The 19481-nt window shown below is 59.3% G+C and carries 16 protein-coding genes; all 16 read right to left on the bottom strand.

Features of this window, described 5'->3' with window-relative positions; genetic code table 11:
- Entirely contained in the window at positions 1-1020 is a 1020-nt protein-coding gene (fliG, locus tag PMI26_RS13270; protein WP_007975337.1) for a flagellar motor switch protein FliG, read from the bottom strand.
- The gene (fliF, locus tag PMI26_RS13275) at positions 1013-2800 is read right to left on the bottom strand and encodes a flagellar basal-body MS-ring/collar protein FliF (protein ID WP_007975336.1); all 1788 of its coding nucleotides are present in this window, start codon (positions 2798-2800) and stop codon (positions 1013-1015) included. Before fliF ends, fliG begins: the two co-directional genes overlap by 8 nt.
- A 16-nt stretch (positions 2801-2816) precedes the next feature.
- Positions 2817-3143, bottom strand: a complete 327-nt coding sequence (fliE, locus tag PMI26_RS13280; protein WP_007975335.1) for a flagellar hook-basal body complex protein FliE — start codon at positions 3141-3143, stop codon at positions 2817-2819.
- 242 nt (positions 3144-3385) lie between these two features.
- A complete protein-coding gene (gene fleR, locus PMI26_RS13285; RefSeq protein WP_007975334.1) occupies positions 3386-4765 on the bottom strand; it encodes a sigma-54-dependent response regulator transcription factor FleR in 1380 nt (459 codons plus the stop codon).
- 5 nt (positions 4766-4770) lie between these two features.
- Complete coding sequence (locus tag PMI26_RS13290; RefSeq protein ID WP_162130285.1) at positions 4771-5976, bottom strand: sensor histidine kinase; 1206 nt, start codon at positions 5974-5976, stop codon at positions 4771-4773.
- 127 nt (positions 5977-6103) lie between these two features.
- Entirely contained in the window at positions 6104-7579 is a 1476-nt protein-coding gene (locus PMI26_RS13295) for a sigma-54 dependent transcriptional regulator (protein ID WP_007975331.1), read from the bottom strand.
- 172 nt (positions 7580-7751) lie between these two features.
- A complete protein-coding gene (fliT, locus tag PMI26_RS13300; protein WP_007975329.1) occupies positions 7752-8048 on the bottom strand; it encodes a flagellar protein FliT in 297 nt (98 codons plus the stop codon).
- 17 nt (positions 8049-8065) lie between these two features.
- A complete protein-coding gene (gene fliS / locus PMI26_RS13305) occupies positions 8066-8461 on the bottom strand; it encodes a flagellar export chaperone FliS (RefSeq protein ID WP_007975327.1) in 396 nt (131 codons plus the stop codon).
- A gap of 153 nt (positions 8462-8614) precedes the next feature.
- A complete protein-coding gene (fliD, locus tag PMI26_RS13310; RefSeq protein ID WP_007975326.1) occupies positions 8615-10000 on the bottom strand; it encodes a flagellar filament capping protein FliD in 1386 nt (461 codons plus the stop codon).
- Between the two features lie 81 nt (positions 10001-10081).
- On the bottom strand, positions 10082-10429 hold the full coding sequence (locus PMI26_RS13315; RefSeq protein WP_007975325.1) for a flagellar protein FlaG: 348 nt from the start codon (positions 10427-10429) through the stop codon (positions 10082-10084).
- Between the two features lie 73 nt (positions 10430-10502).
- Complete coding sequence (locus PMI26_RS13320) at positions 10503-11939, bottom strand: flagellin N-terminal helical domain-containing protein (protein ID WP_007975324.1); 1437 nt, start codon at positions 11937-11939, stop codon at positions 10503-10505.
- Positions 11940-12190: 251 nt separating this feature from the next.
- A complete protein-coding gene (locus tag PMI26_RS13325) occupies positions 12191-13120 on the bottom strand; it encodes a ketoacyl-ACP synthase III (protein WP_007975323.1) in 930 nt (309 codons plus the stop codon).
- Between the two features lie 312 nt (positions 13121-13432).
- Positions 13433-15022, bottom strand: a complete 1590-nt coding sequence (locus PMI26_RS13330) for a flagellar hook-associated protein 3 (RefSeq protein ID WP_007975322.1) — start codon at positions 15020-15022, stop codon at positions 13433-13435.
- A gap of 13 nt (positions 15023-15035) precedes the next feature.
- A complete protein-coding gene (gene flgK / locus PMI26_RS13335) occupies positions 15036-17048 on the bottom strand; it encodes a flagellar hook-associated protein FlgK (RefSeq protein ID WP_007975320.1) in 2013 nt (670 codons plus the stop codon).
- A 23-nt stretch (positions 17049-17071) separates the two neighbouring features.
- Positions 17072-18358: a flagellar assembly peptidoglycan hydrolase FlgJ gene (gene flgJ, locus PMI26_RS13340; RefSeq protein ID WP_007975319.1), complete on the bottom strand. Its 1287-nt coding sequence runs from the start codon at positions 18356-18358 to the stop codon at positions 17072-17074.
- A gap of 11 nt (positions 18359-18369) precedes the next feature.
- Positions 18370-19479: a flagellar basal body P-ring protein FlgI gene (locus PMI26_RS13345; protein ID WP_007975318.1), complete on the bottom strand. Its 1110-nt coding sequence runs from the start codon at positions 19477-19479 to the stop codon at positions 18370-18372.
- Positions 19480-19481 lie beyond the last annotated feature (2 nt).

The raw sequence follows: 19481 nt of genomic DNA, 5'->3' as shown, positions 1-19481 counted from the left end.
TTAGATCATTTCCTCGCCGCCCTTGCCGCCGAGAACGATTTCTCCGGCTTCGGCCATACGGCGGGCGATGGTGAGGATTTCCTTCTGCGCGGTTTCCACGTCGCTGACACGCACCGGGCCCTTGGCTTCCAGGTCGTCGCGCAACAGTTCGGCGGCACGCTTGGACATGTTCTTGAAGATCTTCTCCTTGACGCTTTCGTCCGACCCCTTGAGGGCCAGCACCAGCACGTCGGAGGACACCTCGCGGAGCAGCGCCTGGATGCCGCGGTCATCGACATCGGCCAGGTTGTTGAACACGAACATGAGGTCTTCGATCTGACCGGACAGGTCTTCGTCGACTTCGCGGATCGAATCCATGAGCTGGCCTTCGATCGAGCTGTCGAGGAAGTTCATGATGTCCGCCGCGCGCTTGATGCCACCCAGGGTGGTGCGCGAGGCATTCGAGTTGCCGGAGAACTGCTTCTCGAGAATCTGGTTGAGTTCCTTCAGGGCCGCCGGTTGCACGGTGTTCAGCGAGGACACGCGCAGGATGATGTCCAGCCGCACCTTGTGGTCGAAGTTGCCGAGCACTTCACCGGCCTGGTCCGGATCGAGGTAGGCCACCACGATCGCCTGGATCTGCGGGTGCTCATAACGGATCACGTCAGCGACGGCGCGCGGCTCCATCCACTTCAGGCTGTCGAGGCCGCTGGTGTTGCCACCGAGCAGGATGCGGTCGATCAGGCCGTTGGCCTTGTCTTCGCCCAGGGCCTGGGTGAGCATTTTGCGCACATAGTCGTCGGAGCCGACGCCCAGGCTGGTCTGGTCGCCGACGATATCGATGAATTCGCTCATCACCTGCTCGACCTGCTCGCGGTGCACATTACCCATCTGGGCCATGGCCACACCCACGCGCTGAACCTCTTTGGGCCCCATGTGGCGCAGCACCTGGGCCGCGTCGGTGGAACCCAGGGACAGCAACAGGATTGCGGCTTTGTCGACCTTGGACAGTTTGGCGGCAACGGCTCGGTTATCACTCATCTGCGTTAATCCACTCTTTCACGACCTGGGCCACCCGACCCGGGTCTTCTGCCACCAGACTCTTGATTGCGTTCAACTGAGCGTCATAGCCTTCGCTCGGGCTCGGTAGCAGAATGCTTTGCGGACCGCCAAGGCTGATGCGGTCGTTGGCCAACTCGCCATCCAGGCCACCCAGGCCGCCCAACTCAATATCACTGCCGATACCGGTCAGTTGCTTGCCGGTACCGCCACCGGTGATGTTGTTGAGCACCGGACGCAACACACCGAACACCAGCACCAGAATGAACAGCACACCCAGCACTTGCTTGACGATGTCCCAGAACCACGGCTGGGAGTAGAACGGAATATCGGCAATCACTTCACCGCGCTCGGCGGAGAACGGCATGTTGATCACACTGACGCTGTCACCCCGGCTGGCATCGAAGCCGACCGCGTCCTGAACCAGGCGAGTGAAGCGCGCCAATTCATCGGCGGTCCACGGCGCACGGGTGGTTTCCCCGTTGGCCGGGTTGATCTTGACCTGATCATCGACCACCACCGACACCGACAGGCGATTCAACCGGCCCTGCTGCTGTTTGGTGTGACTGATGGAACGGTCGAGTTCGAAGTTCCTGGTCGATTGCTGACGCTTGTCCGCCGGGTACGGAGCAAGCATCGGCTGACCGGTGGCCGGGTCCATGATTTGCTGGCCATTGGCATCAACCAGTGGCTGGCCCGGTTGCACCATGCCAGCTGCACCCGCTGTGCCGCCCGTGGTCTGCGGCGCGGAGGCCGGCGATGGCGGCTGGTTGCTCAAGGCACCCGGCACGCCTTGCGGACCATTGCTGGCGGTACGCTGCTCGTTGACCGACTGCTCGCTGCGCAACGCCGGTTGATCCGGATTGAACTGCTCGGAAGTCGACTCGACCGCACTGAAGTCCACATCGGCGGACACTTCGGCTTTGTAGCGATCGTTGCCCAGCACCGGTTGCAGGATGTTGTGCACGCGCTGGGTGAGCATGCTTTCCATGCGACGGCTGTAGTCGAACTGCTTGCCGGCCATGGTCAGCTCGGAGTTCTCCGCCTGATCCGAGAGCAGGTTGCCCTTCTGGTCGACGACGGTGATCTGCGACTTGCTGAGCTCGGGAACGCTGGTCGCCACCAGGTTGATGATCGCCACGACCTGGCCTGGCTCGAGGGAGCGACCGGAATAGAGTTCAACCAGAACCGAAGCACTCGGCTTGCGCTCGTCGCGCACGAACACCGAACTCTTCGGGATCGCCAGGTGCACGCGGGCCCCCTTGACGTTGTTCAGGCTGGAAATGGTGCGGGCCAGCTCGCCTTCGAGGCCGCGACGATAGCGGGTCGCTTCCATGAACTGGCTGGTGCCGAGCCCCTGTTCCTTGTCGAGGATTTCAAAACCGATGTTGCCGTCGCTGGGAGTGACACCAGCGCCCGCGAGCTTGAGTCGCGCACGGGACAGGTCATCGGCCTTGACCAGCAAGGCACCGGAATTGGGTTCGACGGTATACGGAATATCGGCGGAGGCCAGGGTATCCATGACCTGCTTGGCGTCCATGCCGGCAAGGCTGCCGTACAGAGGCCGGTAGTCCGGCTGTTGAGACCACAACACCACGGCAAAACCAATCGCCACGCTCGCCGCCAGCCCGACCAACAGGCCCACCTGACGCAACATGGTCATCTCGGAGAGGTTTTCCAGGAAGGACAACCCGAACAGCGGCGGTTTGCCGTCTGTTGGAGTGGCCTTGGCCGGAACATTATCGGCGACTGCTTCTGCCATGACTCAATCTCGTCCTTTAAACCGGCATCTGCATGATGTCTTGGTAGGCCTGTACCAGCTTGTTGCGCACCTGGGTCAACGCCTGGAATGACACACTGGCCTTCTGCGAGGAAATCATCACGTCTGTCAGGTCGACGCCGCTTTTGCCGATTTCGAAGGCGCTGGCCAACTGAGTGGAAGCCTGCTGGGTGTCGTTCACTTTATTGACGGCCTGGCCGAGCATGTCGGAAAAGCTGCTGCCCGACACTTCAGGGACGGCAGTCGCTTTCGGCGCAGACATGGCATCCATTTGCATGGCGCGCATATCCAGCATCAACCGATTGAATTCAATACCTTGGCTCATGGTCTCTCTCTTTGACGACCCGCAATTTTTTGACACTCACTCGGCGGGTCATGAGGTGTTAGCAACAAGGGTGCCAGCTCCGTGGCCACGCTGAACAAAACGCCTTCATCAGCTCGCAATCTTCTGTAGGAGCGAGCTCGCGATGGACCCAAGAACGACGTGTTTATCCTGAAACCCCGCGTTATCGTTAACGACCATCGCGAGCAGGCTCGCTCCTACAGGGCTCAGGCGCAGGCTAGCGGTCAAGTGGCGAACAGATAGGCTTCCACATCCATGCCGGCATCGCGCATCTGCGCCAGCTTGTAGCGCAGGGTTCGCGGGCTGATCCCCAGGCGCTCGGCCGCTTCTTTGCGCCGACCGCGCTCGGCGCGCAGGGTATCGATGATCATCTGGAACTCACGGCGACGCAGGTCATCACCCAGCGCACCGGCCGGCTCGGATTCGGCCTCCACAGGCCGCGCCGGAACCGACACAGGCAACGGAGCGCAGGCCACCGGCCCGGCCAGGCAGAAGTCCTGCGGCTGGATCACACCGCCCTGTTGCAGAATCAGCGCGCGCTGAATCGCGTTGTCCAGTTCACGCACGTTACCAGGCCACGGATAACCGATCAGGCACGCCTGAGCCTCGGGCGACAGCCTGGCAGCCGAATGCTTCATCTTGTTGACGTGCCTGGCCAACAGACGCTCGGCCAACGGCAGAATGTCAGCGGTGCGCTCGCGCAGCGGACGCCAGGCCAGCGGAAACACCGACAGGCGATAATAGAGGTCTTCGCGAAAGCGCCCCGCCGCCACTTCACCCGCCAGGTCGCGGTTGGTGGTTGCGACCACGCGAATATCCAGCGCGATCGGTTTACGCGCCCCAACCCTCTCGACCTCGCGCTCCTGCAGCACGCGCAGCAATTTGGCCTGGAGCCCCAGGGGCATTTCGGAAATTTCGTCGAGCAGCAGGGTGCCGCCGTCGGCCTGCTCGAACTTGCCGGCTTGCGCGGCAATGGCGCCGGTAAAGGAACCCTTCTCGTGACCGAACAAGGTCGCTTCAAGCATGTTGTCCGGGATCGCCGCGCAGTTGATCGCAATGAATGGCTGACTGGCGCGATGAGAATGCTGATGAATGTAACGCGCCAGCACCTCCTTGCCCGTGCCCGACTCACCCGAGATCAACACCGTGGAATCACTGCGCGCAACCCGCGCCGCCAGCTCGAGCAACTGCGCGCTGGCCGGCTCGAACGCTACCGGCCCCTCTCCTTCGGCCAGGCCAAGACTGCCCAGGGCATGGCGCGCCACCAGATCGAGCAACGCCTTGGGTTCGAATGGCTTGACCAGGTAGTCCGCCGCCCCTTGGCGCATCGCATCGACCGCACGCTCGACCGCACCGTGAGCCGTCATCAGCAACACCGGCAACTGCGGCTGCCGCGCTCGCAGCAGGCCCAGCAACTGGTGACCGTCCATGCCCGGCATGTTGACGTCGCTGATCACCAGGCTGAAGGCCTCGCCGCCGACAGCTACCAGTGCCTCTTGCGCCGAACCCACCGCCTTGTAATCGTGCCCCGCGAGCAACAGCGTATCAGCCAGCGCCTCGCGCAACGCACGGTCGTCCTCGACCAACAGAACCTTGATGCCCATCTCTGTCACTCCGCTCCCTGAGCGTTACTGAACAGCGGCAGGATCACCTGCGCGCAAGTGCCGCGACCGAGCCGCGAACGCAGCTGCAATTCTCCCTGATGCGCACGGGCCACCGCCTTGACCACGGTCAGGCCAAGGCCGGTTCCGGTGGCCTTGGTGGTAAAAAAAGGTTCGCCCAATCGCGCCAGAACCGCAGCATCGATACCCGAGCCACTGTCACTGACACACAGGCGCAGGGTGTTGCCGCGGGTGTAGAGGTGAATCTTCAGGCGCAGTTGACCGGCACCGGCCTGAATGGCGTTCTCGATCAGGTTGAGGATCGCGCCGACCAGGGTGTCGCGATTGCACAGCAACTCCCCCGAATGACTGTCGCACTGCCAGCGGATCGGCAGATCCTGCACATGGGTCAGTGCGGCCGCCTGCAGCGATTGCATCAGCTGGCCAGGGGTTACGCGGTCGGTCAGCGGCAACTCACCCCGAGCAAACACCAGCATGTCGCGCACCTGGTGCTCGAGCTCGTGCAGGCGCTCCTTGAGACGCCCGGCAAAACGCTGCTGGGTAGCGACCGGCAGCGCTTGCTCGGTCAAATGACTGGCGTACAGCAACGCGGCGGACAACGGCGTGCGTATCTGATGAGCCAAGGACGCGACCATGCGCCCCAACGACGACAGACGCTCATGCCGAGCCAATTGATCCTGCAGATGGCGGGTTTCGGTCAGATCATTGAGCAACACCAACTGGCCAGGCTCGGCGTCCAGCGAGCGCGTGGCAATCGACAGACGCCGCCCATCCTTGAGGGAGACCTCATGGCCATCGTCTTCACGCGGCGCAAAGCAGCGGGCAATGACGTGGCGCCACAATTCACCTTCCAGCGGCAGGCCCAGCAACTCGCACGCCGCCGGATTGGCTTCGCGCACGATGCCCTGGGCGTCGATGACGATGACACCGCCAGGCAACAGATCAAGGAGATTTTGCAGGCGGTTGGCCAGGCGTTCTTTTTCCGCCAGCTCCTGCATGCGCTGGGCGCTGACCACCGCCAGTTCACCCTTGAGCTCGGTGACCCGGGCTTCGAGCATGCTGTAGGAATCGGTCAACTGACTGGACATCTGATTGAACAGCGCGAATGCCTGCTCAAGGCCCAGACGGCTCGCCTGCTCTACGGACGACGGCTGCCGCGAAGCATCCCCAAAAGCATCTGAGGCAGGAGATATCTGGGCGGATAGGGGCATGGTGCTCTCTCGCTTGGCTGACCGTCAGTGAAACGGAACGTTGCGAGGGCAAAGCAATACCCATGCCTAAAAAAAACTTCTTATAAATGAATGAGTTGAAAAACAGGCGTCAATCCTCCGCCTGTTCGTCTCCATCACGACGGCTCATGCCGTACTTGCGCATCTTTTCCACCAGCGTGGTACGACGAATACGCAGGCGCTCGGCCGCGCGGGCCACGATGCCATTGGCATCATCCAGCGCCTGCTGAATCAACCCTTGCTCCAGGCCACCGAGGTAGTCCTTCAGGTCCAGGCCCTCCGGCGGCAACATGGCGTTGGCCGTGAAGTCCTGCGTATGACCATTGATGGCCACGCGCTCTTCCAGATCGGTGCGCAGGCTGTCGACCATTTGTTCGTCTTCATCGTCGACGTAGCGGAATTTCTTCGGCAGCTCGACCACGCCGATCACGCCGTATGGATGCATGATCGCCATGCGTTCCACCAGGTTGGCCAGTTCGCGGACGTTGCCCGGCCAACCATGCCGGCACAGCGACATGATCGCCGCCGAGTTGAAACGGATCGAACCGCGCTTCTCGTGTTCCATGCGCGAGATCAGCTCGTTCATCAGCAGCGGAATGTCCTCGACGCGCTCGCGCAGCGGCGCCATCTCGATCGGGAACACATTCAGGCGGTAGTACAGGTCTTCGCGGAAGGTGCCGATCTCGATCATGCTTTCGAGATTCTTGTGGGTCGCGGCAATGATGCGCACGTCGACGCTCTGGGTCTTGTTGCTGCCCACGCGTTCGAAAGTGCGCTCCTGCAATACGCGCAGCAGCTTGACCTGCATCGGCAGCGGCATGTCGCCGATTTCATCGAGGAACAGGGTGCCGCCATTGGCCAGCTCGAATCGACCGGCACGGCTGGTGATCGCCCCGGTGAAGGCGCCCTTCTCATGACCGAACAATTCGCTTTCCAGCAACTCGGCCGGGATCGCCCCGCAGTTGACCGGCACGAACGGCGCTTCGCGGCGCTTGGAATGGTAATGCAGGTTGCGCGCAACCACTTCCTTGCCGGTGCCGGACTCACCGAGGATCAGCACGCTGGCATCGGTATCGGCAACTTGCTGCATCATCTGGCGAACGTGCTGGATCGCCCGGCTGGTGCCGACAAGACTGCGGAAAAGATTGGGTTCGCGATGACGACCGCGCTCGCGGGCCTGGTCGTACATCTCGCGATAGACCTGGGCACGGTGCAGCGAATCGAGCAGCTTGCTGTAGCTGGGCGGCATTTCGAGGGTCGAAAGCACCCGGCGACGCTGATCCTCCGGCAGGTCAATGGAAGAATTATCGCCCATTAACAAAACCGGAAGGAACTCATCCCAGGTCGAGAGTGTCTTTAGCAAGCCCAGAAGTGCACCAGGAGCATTGACCGTCCCGATCAGGACACAGATTACTTCACGACTTGACGACAAAGAGCCGACAGCCTGCTGCCAGTCATGGCTACCGCAGGGTAAATTTTCTTCGCCGAGAAAATTTAAAATCACCGCCAGGTCGCGGCGGCGGACGCTATCGTCATCAATCAGCAGAATTTTGGTTTCACGCCACATGCAATAGCAACTTCCCTAGTCAACTCAATGCCCAAAATGCTGGGGCAAGCTAAACGCTTGCAGGCCTGATATGCCTGAAGACGACTGAATTCTGGAACCAGCCACTAGTTAAGTCAAAAAACCGTGCACAGTCAAATTTATGGCGCACATGTCTGGATTAACTTGGGGTTAATTATCCAAACAGATGGTAAACCTTTGATGCCTTTTGTGCTTGGTTCATCTGCGACATCTCATCGACTATTGCCTGACGCTCGCCCATCGTTGCCGTCAATAAATCTTTGTACACCGCCAACAACCCTTCCAGATTGCTGCGCACCGCGTCTTCGTCGATCGGCGCTTCACTGAGCACCTCGTCGACGCACTCGCGACAAGCCGTATCCAGCTCGCCAATGGCATCCCAGTCGCGCGCCTCCAGGGCGTCGATCAGGGCTTCTCGGGTTTCTTCTATGCGCCGCAGTGCTTGACTCATGACGTCATCCTCGGCCGTCAGGCCTGTGGGCCACCAATTGCATCCCAACCGCTTTTGAGGGTTTCGAGCAAACCCGATACCTCATCGATGATCGCCGCGTTGTTATCGCGATTGGCTTCCATCAGACGGGTCATCATGTAGGCGTACAAGTTGTCGAGCTGTTGCAGCGAAGCCGGATCTTCGGTCTTTTCCGGGTTCAAGCCATCACGCAGGCCGATGATGATGTCCACGGCCTTACCCATCATCAACCCCTTGAGTGCGATGTCACCCCGCTCCATGGCTCCTTTGGCTTGGGCCATGCGGTCCAGACCACCCTCCATCAACATCTGCACCAGGCGATGGGGGTTGGCTTCAGAGATCTGGGCATGGGAATTGACCTTCTGATATTGGCGAAGGGCTCTCATGGGGTTCATGGTTCTACCTCGTGACAGACAACAGCTTGAAATTGGGAAGGCTCTGATCTTTATGTCGACTGATCGACACATAACTTTAACGCGGCCCCACTACCAAAGAAAAACCAAGCACTGTCATTACAGCCTGCCTGGGGTTTTTATGCCTGATCCGGATCAGTCGGACTTCGGATTGTTCAGCGCATTGAGCGTGGTCATGATGCTGTCGCTTTGGGCGCGCAGCCTGGCTACCAGGGAGTCCATGGCCGTGTACTTGGCGCTGAGGCTCGCTTGCAGGCTGGTCATCCGCGCATCGAGGGAATCCTGCTGCTTCTTCAGGTCGTTCAGACTGTCGGTCAGGCTTGCGGAACGCGCTGCAAAAACCCCGGTATTTTTCTGCGCGAAGCTGTCGGTTGCGGACTTCATGCGCGCAAGCAATCCGGTATCACCTGAAAAGATCCCGTTGATGTCGGCGGCATTCGTCGCGACCGCTGCATCGAACAACTTGTCATCGATTGATAGCGCTCCGGTTTTCTGGTCAGTCTTGACACCAAACTGAGCGAGTGACTTCATCTGCCCACTGCCACCCATCGCATTCAGCTCTGTACGCACCGACGACAACAACGAGCGCAGCGATGCATCGCCTGTGAGGGCACCCGATGTAACTGAACCATCGGCATTGGTAGTGACTTGAGTCTCAGCGTTTGCAGCCTTGATCAGGGCGTTATAGGTATCGACAAAACCCTTGACCGCAGATTTCAACGTAGAACCGCTGGCAGCCACCGTAATAGTGGCTGGTGTCGCTGCACCACCACCGGAAGGAACCGGAGATACACCCGTCAGCTTGACGGTGATCCCGCTTACGGCATCGGCAATGGTATTGGTTTTGGATACCATCGACACGCCATCAAGCGTGTACGCGGCATTTTGTGGCGTAGCAAGGACAGAGGTCCCGATTTCCAGACCAGAGTCTCCCGTCAGGATCAAATCCGAATCCTCACCCGTGGTGCTCGAGGTCAGTACCATTCGAGAGCCATTGGCGTCGGTCAGAATGTTGGCGCTCAAGCCTTGGTTGGCGTACTGCGAATTGATCGAGTCACGGACCTGTTGCAACGTCGCACCATCAGGAACGCTGACATCGAACGTATTTGCGCCCTGCTTGATGGACAACTTGGTTGGTGCACCACTGGCATTAACTACCGAAGATGCTCCGTCGGCGAAGACCTTGGTGGAAATTTTCGACGCCGTGGCCAGTTTGGTGACCAGCAATGAGAAACTGCCGGCCGCCGCGCCAGCACCTATGGACACGGTTGCGACTTTTTCATCAGACGACGAACCATTCAGGCCACTGAAGGTGGTGGCAGTTTTCATGCTGTCCATCGCACCACGGAAAGCATCCAGCGCCGCCTGGATTTTGCCGATCGACGACAGCGAGGTAGTTGCTTTCAGCGTTTGATTGTTGATCTGCGTCTGTTTCGGCGCTCTTTCGGAGTCCACCAAAGACTTAACAATCGCCTGGGTATCGATGTTCGAACCAATACCGCTGACCGTTGTACCCGCCATCATCTCTCTCCTTATCCAGCGGCTGCCGTTTTCTTGACCGCAAACATCTTAAAAAGTGGCAGCAACAAAATTCATGCCAGTTCAGACCTTGTCGTTGAACAACAAACTGCTGGCGTCCGACAGGCTCTGGGCCAGTTTCAGTGCAGCTTCCGAAGGGATCTGGCGAATTACCAGACCTGTTTCGGTGGCGATGACCTTGACCACGACGCGGCCAGTGGAATCATCAATGGAAAAATCCAGATTGCGCTGAGCAGCCTGGACAAACTCCTGAATATCGGTGACAGCTTTCTCTAGCTCGTCACGCTTTGGCTCCGCTGCAGCCTTCGCTATTTCAGTCTTGGGCTGCTCCGGTTTTCCAGTGACGTTCGGCGTTACGCTCTGAGGGGTAACAGCGGGATAGGACTGGTTCAACTTGACGTTCATGTCCATGCCTAATCTCCTGATCATGAAAAAACAAAAGGGCGCGTAAACGCGCCCCTCCGTCAGTTATCAAGCGCCGGAATTAACCCAGCAGCTTCAGCACAGCCGATGGCAGCTGGTTAGCCTGAGACAGGATTGCGGTGGAAGCCTGTTGCAGGGTTTGCTGCTTGGTCAGCTGAGCAGTTTCTGCCGCGAAGTCAACGTCCTGGATCACACCACGAGCAGCAGTGGAGTTGTCCGAGATGCTGCGCAGGTTAGCCACGGTGCTGTCGAAACGGTTTTGTACCGCACCGAGGTCAGCACGCTGAGAGTCGATGTTGGAGATCGCCTGGGTGATCACGTCGATCGCGTCCTGAGCGCTGGCTGCAGTGCTGACGTTTGTGTCGGAAACATTAGTTTTTGTCGAGCTAATAGAGTCAGCACCAAACAGATCCTTCGCGGAAGTGTTGGCAGCACTGCTCAACGAATAGCCACTGGTGGAGTTCAGGCTCACAGCCCCCGTAGCAATTACACCTGCAGCAAAATCGGTTCCAGTACCGTATGTGCCGCTAGCATCTTTGGTGGCAATCTTGATACCGGCGGAGCCCACGTCACCAGCGTCAATGGACTTAACTGTGACGTTTTCACCGGTTGCCGACTTAATCGACAGGCCGTTGACCTTATCATTAACGACACTGATACCCAGCTTAGCGGCGTTTGACTTCAGTTGTTCAGCCAAATCATCCTGGCTGGTTACACCAACGAAACTAACATCGGCACCGCCGATGCTCAGGGTGAAGTTAGCTGGCTTGGCGGCGTCAATTTTGGTAGCGTCGAAAGTGAAATTGGCCTCAGTGCTGGCACTGGCAGTCATACCACCGATAACACCGTTGAACTTGGTGGCAATGTCTTTGGCCGAGTCAGCAGTATTAACGGTAACTGTGCCGGTATCACCACCGCCGTTAACAGTGATTACACCAGCTGTAACGCCGAGGCCTGGCGTAATGCCAACGCTCTTCAGTTGCTGCGAACCAATGTTGTTGGCCGCAACATTACCCAGGCTCATGTCAATGGTCTGGTTGGAGTTTGCACCCACTTGGAATGCGGTAGTACCGAACGAACCGTCCAGCAGGTTACGACCACCGAAAGTAGTGGTGGTAGCAATACGAGTCAGTTCAGCGGTCAGAGCCGAGTATTCAGCGTTGTTCGACTTACGGTCTTCAGCGCTTGGCGAGCCGTTCGCGGAAGCCAGAGCCAGGGTACGCATTTTCTGCAGGATGTTGGTGGATTCCTGCATCGCGCCTTCAGCCGTTTGCGCGATGGAGATACCGTCACCGGCGTTCTTGATGGCAGTGCCCAGGCCGTTGATCTGGCTGGTCAGACGGTTGGAAATTTGCAGGCCGGCAGCGTCGTCTTTAGCGCTGTTGATACGCAGGCCGGAGGACAGGCGCTGCATGGAGGTCTGCAAGTTACCGGAAGCTTTGTTCAGGTTGTTCTGAACGGTCAAGGAAGCAAGGTTGGTGTTTACGGTTAAAGCCATGACGAAATCCTCGTTGGATGGGTACTGCGGCTTCCGGCCCTGGCTACCGCCTGGTGTGGCCTAGAGAACCTACGTAATAGTTATCGTCGTGAAGAGGCTTTGCTTGAGGGGTTTTTTGCAAATTTTTAGTGGCAGGGTGCCAGCCCTTTATTTTCAAGGCTTTAAAGCCAGAAACCTGACGCCAGAAAAACGCAAAACGCCCGAAAACTTACGTTTCCAGGCGTTTTTTTTTGCAGCAACGGTTGAGTCGATCAGCCGCGATAAAGAATCGCCGAGCCCCACGACAGGCCTACACCGAAGCCGCTGATGGCCACACGGGTCCACTTGGAATCGAACACGTGGTTCTGCAACAGCAGCGGAATACTCGACGAGACGGTATTACCGGTTTCGAGCATGTCCTTGACGAACTTCTCCGGATCACCTTCTTCAAAGCGGCGTGCCACGGCGTCGACGATGGCCGCACTGCCCTGGTGAATGCAGAAGGCATCGATATCCTGCGCTTGCAGATTGGACTCATCCAGCAGCTCATGCAGGTGCGCCGGGACTTTCAACAAGGCAAAGTTGAACACCTGACGACCATTCATGAAGAACACACCATCAGAGACTTTCAGATGCGGCGCACCGGAACCGTCAGTGCCGAACTTCGACTTGCCGAGCTGCCAGACAGCGTTTTCGCCCATCCAGGTGGCGGTAGCAGCATCGCCGAACAGCATCGTGGTGTTGCGGTCTTCCGGGTCAACGATCTTCGAATAAGGATCGGCGGTGATCAGCAGGCCATTTTTCAGCCCTGCCGCTTCCATGAAGCCTTTGATCGCATAGATGCCGTACACGTAACCGGAACAACCGAGGGAAATATCGAAAGCGGCGACATGGGTCGGCAAGCCCAGCTTGTCCTGAACGATGGCGGCGGTGTGCGGCAGCCCTTCTTCATCACCGTTCTGGGTGACGACGATCAAGCAGTCAATGGATTCACGCTTGAGTTCTGGACTGGCGGCGAACAGCGCATTGGCTGCTTCGACACACAAATCGGACGTTTCCTGATCGGCATCCATGCGCGGCAAAAACGCAGAACCGATTTTGCCAAGGATAAAGGTTTCGTCCTTGTCGAACTTTGCACCCTGGGCGTAATTATCAATCCCGGCTGCCGGCACGTAACTCGCTATATTTTTTATGCCAATCATTATGGCTTCCCAATAATAAACAGCTGAACATCGCCGCTCGCTGAATCGAGGGCGTCTACAGTCAGGGCCTGGCCCCAGAGGAGGCAACATCGGGGCTCAAGAAAAACACCTTGAACAGCCCGCCACCTTCACCGCCCGCAGACAGGATACAGTGAAGATGCGCGTTTTGACTGACAGGTCACTCAGGCATCGCTGCTTTATTTGATTTTGTGGTCCAGATCCCGCCCTGCCCGGCCTCGCATGCCCCTGAAAAAATGCAAAAAAAAACCAGCCCCCTTTAACAGGGGCTGGCCGCGAGCGGTCAAGACCGACTCAAAGCTTGTTGAACAGGCTCAACTGGGAAACCTTGGCGAAGGCCAGTTGCGCGGCCTGCAGCATGGTTTGCTGCAAGGTCAGACGCGTCAGTACTTCCGCCGGGTCGGCGTTCTTGATCGAGTTAGCCGTCGATTCGTTGATCAGGCCGGCGCTGGAGTTCTGGTCCGTCTGCATGTCCATCACGTTACCCCGGGCACCGATCGCGCCACGCGCAAGGTCGACCTGATTCTTGCCGTTGTTCAGGTTGGCAATGGACGAAGCTACCGTGTTCTCCAGAAAACGTTGGGCGGTCGGGTTGCCCTGGGTCGGTGCTTCGAGCGCCGAACGCAGCTGACTGATGGTGTCGAGTACGTTCTGGGTCTGGTGCGTATTGACCGCGATATCGAACTGATCACCCGGATTGAGCACGCCGGGAGGCGTGCCGCCACTCAGGGTAAAGTCGACACCGGCCGCTGTCGCCACTCCAGCCACCACGGTCCCGGAGGTTACCGGCGTGCTGCCGCTGGTCAACGGACGGGCGTACAGGTCGAAGGTCCCGGGACCGGTGAACTTCAGGACCGCCCCGCCTTCGGGGAAAAAGCTGTTGTAATCAGCGGCATTGCTCACCGCTGCATTGCTCACGACAACCGTCGATACGTTGCTCGGGGCACGGTTGCTGACGAAGCTGTCCGGCTTGGCCGACAACTCAAAACTGTGAGTGGCGATGAAGCCATTGATGTTGGTGGCGTTATCGCCAGCCTGGGGGGTGATGTCCAGCTTGAACGTCACGCCGCGGAAGTTGATGTCGGAGCCGCCCTTGGCATCCGGGTCGAACACCCCGCCGCCAGTCGCCTCGGCGGTCCTGTCGGCGCCGGTGGCATCGGTGATCACGAACTGGGTGCTGCTGGTGAACTGCAACTTGTAAGGCTCGCCGCCGCGAAAGTTCGCATCGAAGGCCGGACCGGAGTTCACCAGGCCTGGCGACAGCCTGACGCGCCCGTCATCGACGGGCGGCGTGAGCATGGTGGTCGAGCTGCGAGCAGCGTTGATCGCCTGCTGGAAAACGTCCCAGCCGGTATCGTTAAGGCCCAGCGACATCGAGTCACCGATCTTCAGCTCCAACTGAGTCTGGTCACCCTGATAGCTATAGGTGCCGTCACTGTTGCGCACAAACGGCTGGGTATTGTTGCTGGCGCCAGAGAAGATGTACTTGCCGTTGGCGTCCTTGCTGTTCATCAAGCTCAGCAATTGCTCTTCGGACTGCTTGAGTTCTGCGGCAATGGATTTACGGTCATCGTCATTCAACGAACCGCCACCGGCACGTATCGCCAACTCGCTGACTTTTTGCAGTACGTTGTTGACGCTGTCCAGCACGCCCTCTTCTTGCGCTTGAGCCGTGTTCAACGAATTGATGTTGGTGGTGTACTGACCCAACATGGCTTTTTGCTGCTCAAGTTGCAGAAGGCGGGCCGCGCCGACCGGATCATCCGCTGCGGTCTCAAGCTTGACGCCGCTGCTGGCCTGCTCGGCGGTCTTCATCACGTTATTGAGGTTGCGAGAGTAGTTGGCAGCCGTCGTGGCGTAATACTGTGCTGTAGAAATGCGCATGTTCTACGGCTCCTTAAAGGGCATTGATCAGAGTGCTGAAAATTTCCTGCGCAGTCTTGATGATCTGCGAAGACGCCGTGTAGTACTGCTGATACTTGGTCAGGTTACCGGCCTCTTCATCGAGATCGACCCCCGACAGCGAGTCACGGGCGTTTCGCGCCCCGGTCAGGATGGTGTCAGTGGCGGTGCCGTCCAGTTGAGCCTGCTTGGTCTGGGAGCCGACGCTCGACACCAGGCCACCATAAGCCTCGGTAAAACTCACACCTGGGCTCGTGGCAGTGGCCCCCACCGTTGCCTTGGTTTGCAGACCGAGCAAGGCCGAAGCATTGCGGTTGTCGGTGCTGCCGGCCGCGGTCATGGAAATATTGAAACTGTCACCCGAAGCCAGGCTGCCGCTGACGGTCATCCCCACGCTGAAGGTTTTGGCATTGCCACCGGCATCGGTGTAAGGCACGGCAATGTTCAGGTCGTTGTTCTGGCCTGGCACGATGTTGCCGGTACCGACGCTGTTGCCCTTGGCGTCGAACACCTCGTAGGCCGTGGCGCTGGTCATGAGCATGCGAACCGGCATCGATGCCTTGACCGCCGTCTGCATTTCCAGGCGCTGGACCGGATCGTAGATATCCAGGGCAGTGTTCAGTGTCGGCTGACTGACAGCACCGGTACCGTCATTGCCCGAGGCCTTGGAAGAGCTTAGCGGAGCGGCCGTGGCCAGGGTTTTGGCGTCGGTCATGACCGTGGTCATGTCCGCGGCGGAGCTGCGCGTCGGGGTAATCTTGAAGCTGTCGCCGGCGGTGACCGAGCCTGCGTTCAGGCTCAGGCTGAAGCCATCGATGACCGGCTCGGCAGCAGGAGGTGTAGCGAAAGCGAAGTTGCCCATGTCGGTGTTATCCGACAAGCGACGCACGTTGTAGCCCGTGGCCGTGATGGTCACCTGATAGTCACTGGCCTGCAGCTTGCTGGTGTCCTTGATGGTGACGTTCAGGTTGCCGGAGGCCGGGTCGTTGTTCGCATTGGCGATGCTGCGCTGACTGATGGCCGCCGCGCTGTTGATGTTGTTGAACAGTGCGGCGCCGAAGTTGCCGTTCTGGTCCAGGCCCTGACCCAACTGCTTGTTGACCTGATCCGCCACAACCATGGCGATGCGGCCCAGGCTATTGACCGCCGGCGTCAGCACTTCAGAGCGATAGCGCAACAGTCCACCCATCTGGCCGCCGCTCATCACACCCGTGATGTCGATCGACGAACTGCCACGATCCATGATGATCGAGGAACGGGTCGGGTCGGTCGGGTCTGCCGCCATACGCAATTTATTGACCGTGTCGCCTACAACCAACGGCTGGCCGCTACCCAGGTAGACATCCAGTCGGCCTTCGGTTTCGGTGACCTGAGTGCCGACCAGCTCGTTGAGCTGGCGAATGGTTTCGTTGCGCTGGTCCAGCAGTTCGTTGGGCGTGCCACTCGAACTGCTGACTTCACTGATTCTCTTGTTGTACGCCGCGACAGTCGACGCCAGCTTGTTGACCTGTTCGGCCATCGAACCCAACTGATCGTTGATGTAGGTGTTCTGCTGCGTCAACTGCTGGGACATGGCATTGAAGCGGCTGCTCAAACCCTGGGCATTGGTCAACAGCGCCTGGCGTGCAGCGTTGTCGTTGGAGTTCGCGGACAGCGTCTGCAACGACGAGAAGAAGGACTGCAGTGTCTTGGTGATGCCGGTGCCACTGTCGGACAGCAGTTTGTCCACCTGAGTGGCCTGCCCCAGATAAGCTTGCGCATCACCGTTGAGCGAGGTGGTGGTCTGCAACTGTGCATCGAGGTAGCTGTTGTACACCCGACGCACATCGGCCAGCGTCGTGCCGGTGCCGATGAACACATTGCCGTACTGAATAGAGCCTTTGGTGCCCTGTACAGTTTGTTGGCGCGAGTACCCGACGGTATCGACGTTGGAAATGTTGTTACCGGTAGTCACCAGCGAAGCGTGGCTAGCAGAGAGCCCCGACATCCCGATATTGAGCAAACTCATGGTTCAGACCTTATTCCTTGTGCCTATAAAGGCGTAGTGGAAACGCCCGCCGCAGCGTAGTTCTGGTAACTCGTCATCTGCTTGGCTATCTGCGAAATCTTGCTCGCGTAGTCCGGGTCGGTTGCGTAACCGGCCTTCTGCAACTCGCGTACAAACTGTTCCGGGTTATCGGCCGACTTCACGACATCTTGATAGCGATTATTGGTCTGCAGCAAAGTCACAAGGTCATGGAAACTGTCCTTGTAGGAGTCGTAGGAACGGAACTCGGCCGTCTCCTTGACCATCTGCCCGTTCCGGAATTCGCTGGTGATCGCCCGCGCCGAATTCCCCTGCCAACTGTTGCCGGCCTTGATGCCGAACAGGTTGTGGCTGCTGCTGCCATCCTGCTGGCACATGACCGATTTACCCCAACCGGTTTCCAGCGCCGCCTGGGCCACCAGGTAACGCGGATCGACACCAATCCGCGCCGCCGCCTCCTTGGCCATCGGCAACATGGTGTTGACGAACTGGTCGGCGGAACTGAAGGCTTTCTTCGGGGGCGCCAACGGAATCTGCGCCATGGCGCGACCGTAGATCTGCATGCCGCCCGAGGAGGATTGCTGCGCAGTCGCCAGCCAGTCGCCGTTGTACAGCGGTCCCGTGCCGGTGCTTGTCGCGCGCTCAGGCAACGGTGTCTTGTTGATCGTCGTGGCAGCGGGCGTCGCCGAAGGCACCAGCCCGGCCAACAGACGATCAGCCAGCTTCGGCAGCAATGCCAGGCGTCGCTGATTGATCAGCGCCATGTCATTGCGATGACCACCCTCACCCGCCTCTTGAGGGGCGTGGACCGAGCGCGAAGCCCACAACGGACGCTGGCCATTGACCCGCGACAGCGGTCCGTTGATTGCCGTCGTGCCGGCTGCCACCGGCGTTTGCACGGCGGCTTTCGCGGCCTCTTGCCTGGCCAGAGACGCTGCGGCGGCTTCACCCGGCGCCAGCGGTTTGTCCTTCGACATCTGGCGCATCAGCACATCAGCCAGGCCGATACCACCGCCCTCGCGGGACATGGAAACGGCCAGTTGCTGGTCGTACATTTCCTGATATTGCTTGGCCGCCGGGGTGTTCATCGGATTGTCCTGGCCCAGCGCTTCGGTGGCCGAACGCATGGACTTGAGCATTTCCCCGAGGAACAGCGACTCAAACTCCTGCGCCACCTTGCGCAGGTTGCCGTCGCTGTTCTTGTCGCCGACCTTGAGCTGATTCAGACGATTGAGGTCCGAGTAGGAACCCGAATCGCTGCTGCTGACCAGACCGCTCTTGCGCATATCCACGATGGCCGTCCTCAGATCACGATCAGGTCGGCTTGTAGGGCGCCGGCCTGCTTCAGCGCTTCGAGGATGGCCATCAGGTCACCCGGTGCCGCGCCGACCTGGTTCACCGCCCGCACGATCTCGTCGAGGGTGGTGCCAGGGCCGAACTTGAACATCGGCTTGGCTTCCTGCTGGGCATTGACCTTCGAACGCGGCACCACCGCCGTCGTACCATTGGACAGAGGGCCGGGCTGGCTGACGATCGGGTCTTCGGTGATGGTCACGGTCAGGCTGCCGTGGGTCACGGCGGCCGGGGAAACCTTGACGTTCTGGCCGATCACGATGGTGCCGGTACGGGAGTTGATGATGACTTTCGCCACCGCCTGGCCCGGATCGATCTCGAGGTTTTCCAGGATCGACAGGTAGTCGACCCGCTGGCTTGGATCGAGCGGCGCGGTGACGCGAACCGATCCGCCGTCGATGGCCTGGGCCACGCCAGGGCCGAGCATGTTGTTGATCTTGTCGACGATGCGCTTGGCCGTGGTGAAGTCGGAACGGTTGAGGTTCAGCGTCAGGCTGTTGCCCTGGTTGAAACCGCTCGGCACCGCGCGCTCCACCGAGGCACCACCGGGGATGCGCCCAGCCGATGGAACGTTGACGGTGATCTTCGAGCCGTCGCGCCCTTCCGCATCGAAACCGCCGACCACCAGGTTGCCCTGGGCCACCGCATAGACGTTGCCGTCGATCCCCTTGAGCGGCGTCAGCAGCAAGGTGCCACCGCGCAAGCTCTTGGAGTTGCCGATGGACGAAACAGTGATGTCGACCTGCTGACCCGGCTTGGCGAACGCCGGCAGGTCGGCGCTGATCGACACGGCCGCCACGTTCTTCAATTGCACGTTGCCCGAACCCGGCGGCACCTTGATGCCGAACTGCGAGAGCATGTTGTTGAAGGTCTGCAGGGTGAACGGGGTCTGCGTCGTCTGGTCGCCGGTGCCGTTAAGCCCGACCACCAGGCCGTAGCCGATCAACTGGTTGGAACGCACGCCGGAAATGCTGGCGATGTCCTTCAGGCGCTCGGCTTGAGCATTGAAGGCTGCCGACAGCATCAGGGCGGCCACCATAAGGTGTTTGAAGTTCAACATGC

The organism is Pseudomonas sp. GM33 (assembly GCF_000282295.1).
Taxonomy (GTDB): domain Bacteria; phylum Pseudomonadota; class Gammaproteobacteria; order Pseudomonadales; family Pseudomonadaceae; genus Aquipseudomonas; species Aquipseudomonas laurylsulfatiphila.
Note: the sequence above shows the minus strand (reverse complement) of the source record. Positions and strands in the feature narration are given on the sequence as shown.

What these genes read in the sequence shown, in the direction of transcription:
- fliF (WP_007975336.1), bottom strand. Translation starts at nt 2,800, where the DNA reads ATGGCAGAAGCAGTCGCCGATAATGTTCCGGCCAAGGCCACTCCAACA.
- fliS (WP_007975327.1), bottom strand. Translation starts at nt 8,461, where the DNA reads ATGAACCCCATGAGAGCCCTTCGCCAATATCAGAAGGTCAATTCCCAT.
- PMI26_RS13295 (WP_007975331.1), bottom strand. Translation starts at nt 7,579, where the DNA reads ATGTGGCGTGAAACCAAAATTCTGCTGATTGATGACGATAGCGTCCGC.
- PMI26_RS13320 (WP_007975324.1), bottom strand. Translation starts at nt 11,939, where the DNA reads ATGGCTTTAACCGTAAACACCAACCTTGCTTCCTTGACCGTTCAGAAC.
- PMI26_RS13345 (WP_007975318.1), bottom strand. Translation starts at nt 19,479, where the DNA reads ATGTTGAACTTCAAACACCTTATGGTGGCCGCCCTGATGCTGTCGGCA.
- fliT (WP_007975329.1), bottom strand. Translation starts at nt 8,048, where the DNA reads ATGAGTCAAGCACTGCGGCGCATAGAAGAAACCCGAGAAGCCCTGATC.
- flgK (WP_007975320.1), bottom strand. Translation starts at nt 17,048, where the DNA reads ATGAGTTTGCTCAATATCGGGATGTCGGGGCTCTCTGCTAGCCACGCT.
- fliG (WP_007975337.1), bottom strand. Translation starts at nt 1,020, where the DNA reads ATGAGTGATAACCGAGCCGTTGCCGCCAAACTGTCCAAGGTCGACAAA.
- PMI26_RS13325 (WP_007975323.1), bottom strand. Translation starts at nt 13,120, where the DNA reads ATGATTGGCATAAAAAATATAGCGAGTTACGTGCCGGCAGCCGGGATT.
- fliE (WP_007975335.1), bottom strand. Translation starts at nt 3,143, where the DNA reads ATGAGCCAAGGTATTGAATTCAATCGGTTGATGCTGGATATGCGCGCC.
- PMI26_RS13330 (WP_007975322.1), bottom strand. Translation starts at nt 15,022, where the DNA reads ATGCGCATTTCTACAGCACAGTATTACGCCACGACGGCTGCCAACTAC.
- PMI26_RS13315 (WP_007975325.1), bottom strand. Translation starts at nt 10,429, where the DNA reads ATGGACATGAACGTCAAGTTGAACCAGTCCTATCCCGCTGTTACCCCT.
- fliD (WP_007975326.1), bottom strand. Translation starts at nt 10,000, where the DNA reads ATGGCGGGTACAACGGTCAGCGGTATTGGTTCGAACATCGATACCCAG.
- fleR (WP_007975334.1), bottom strand. Translation starts at nt 4,765, where the DNA reads ATGGGCATCAAGGTTCTGTTGGTCGAGGACGACCGTGCGTTGCGCGAG.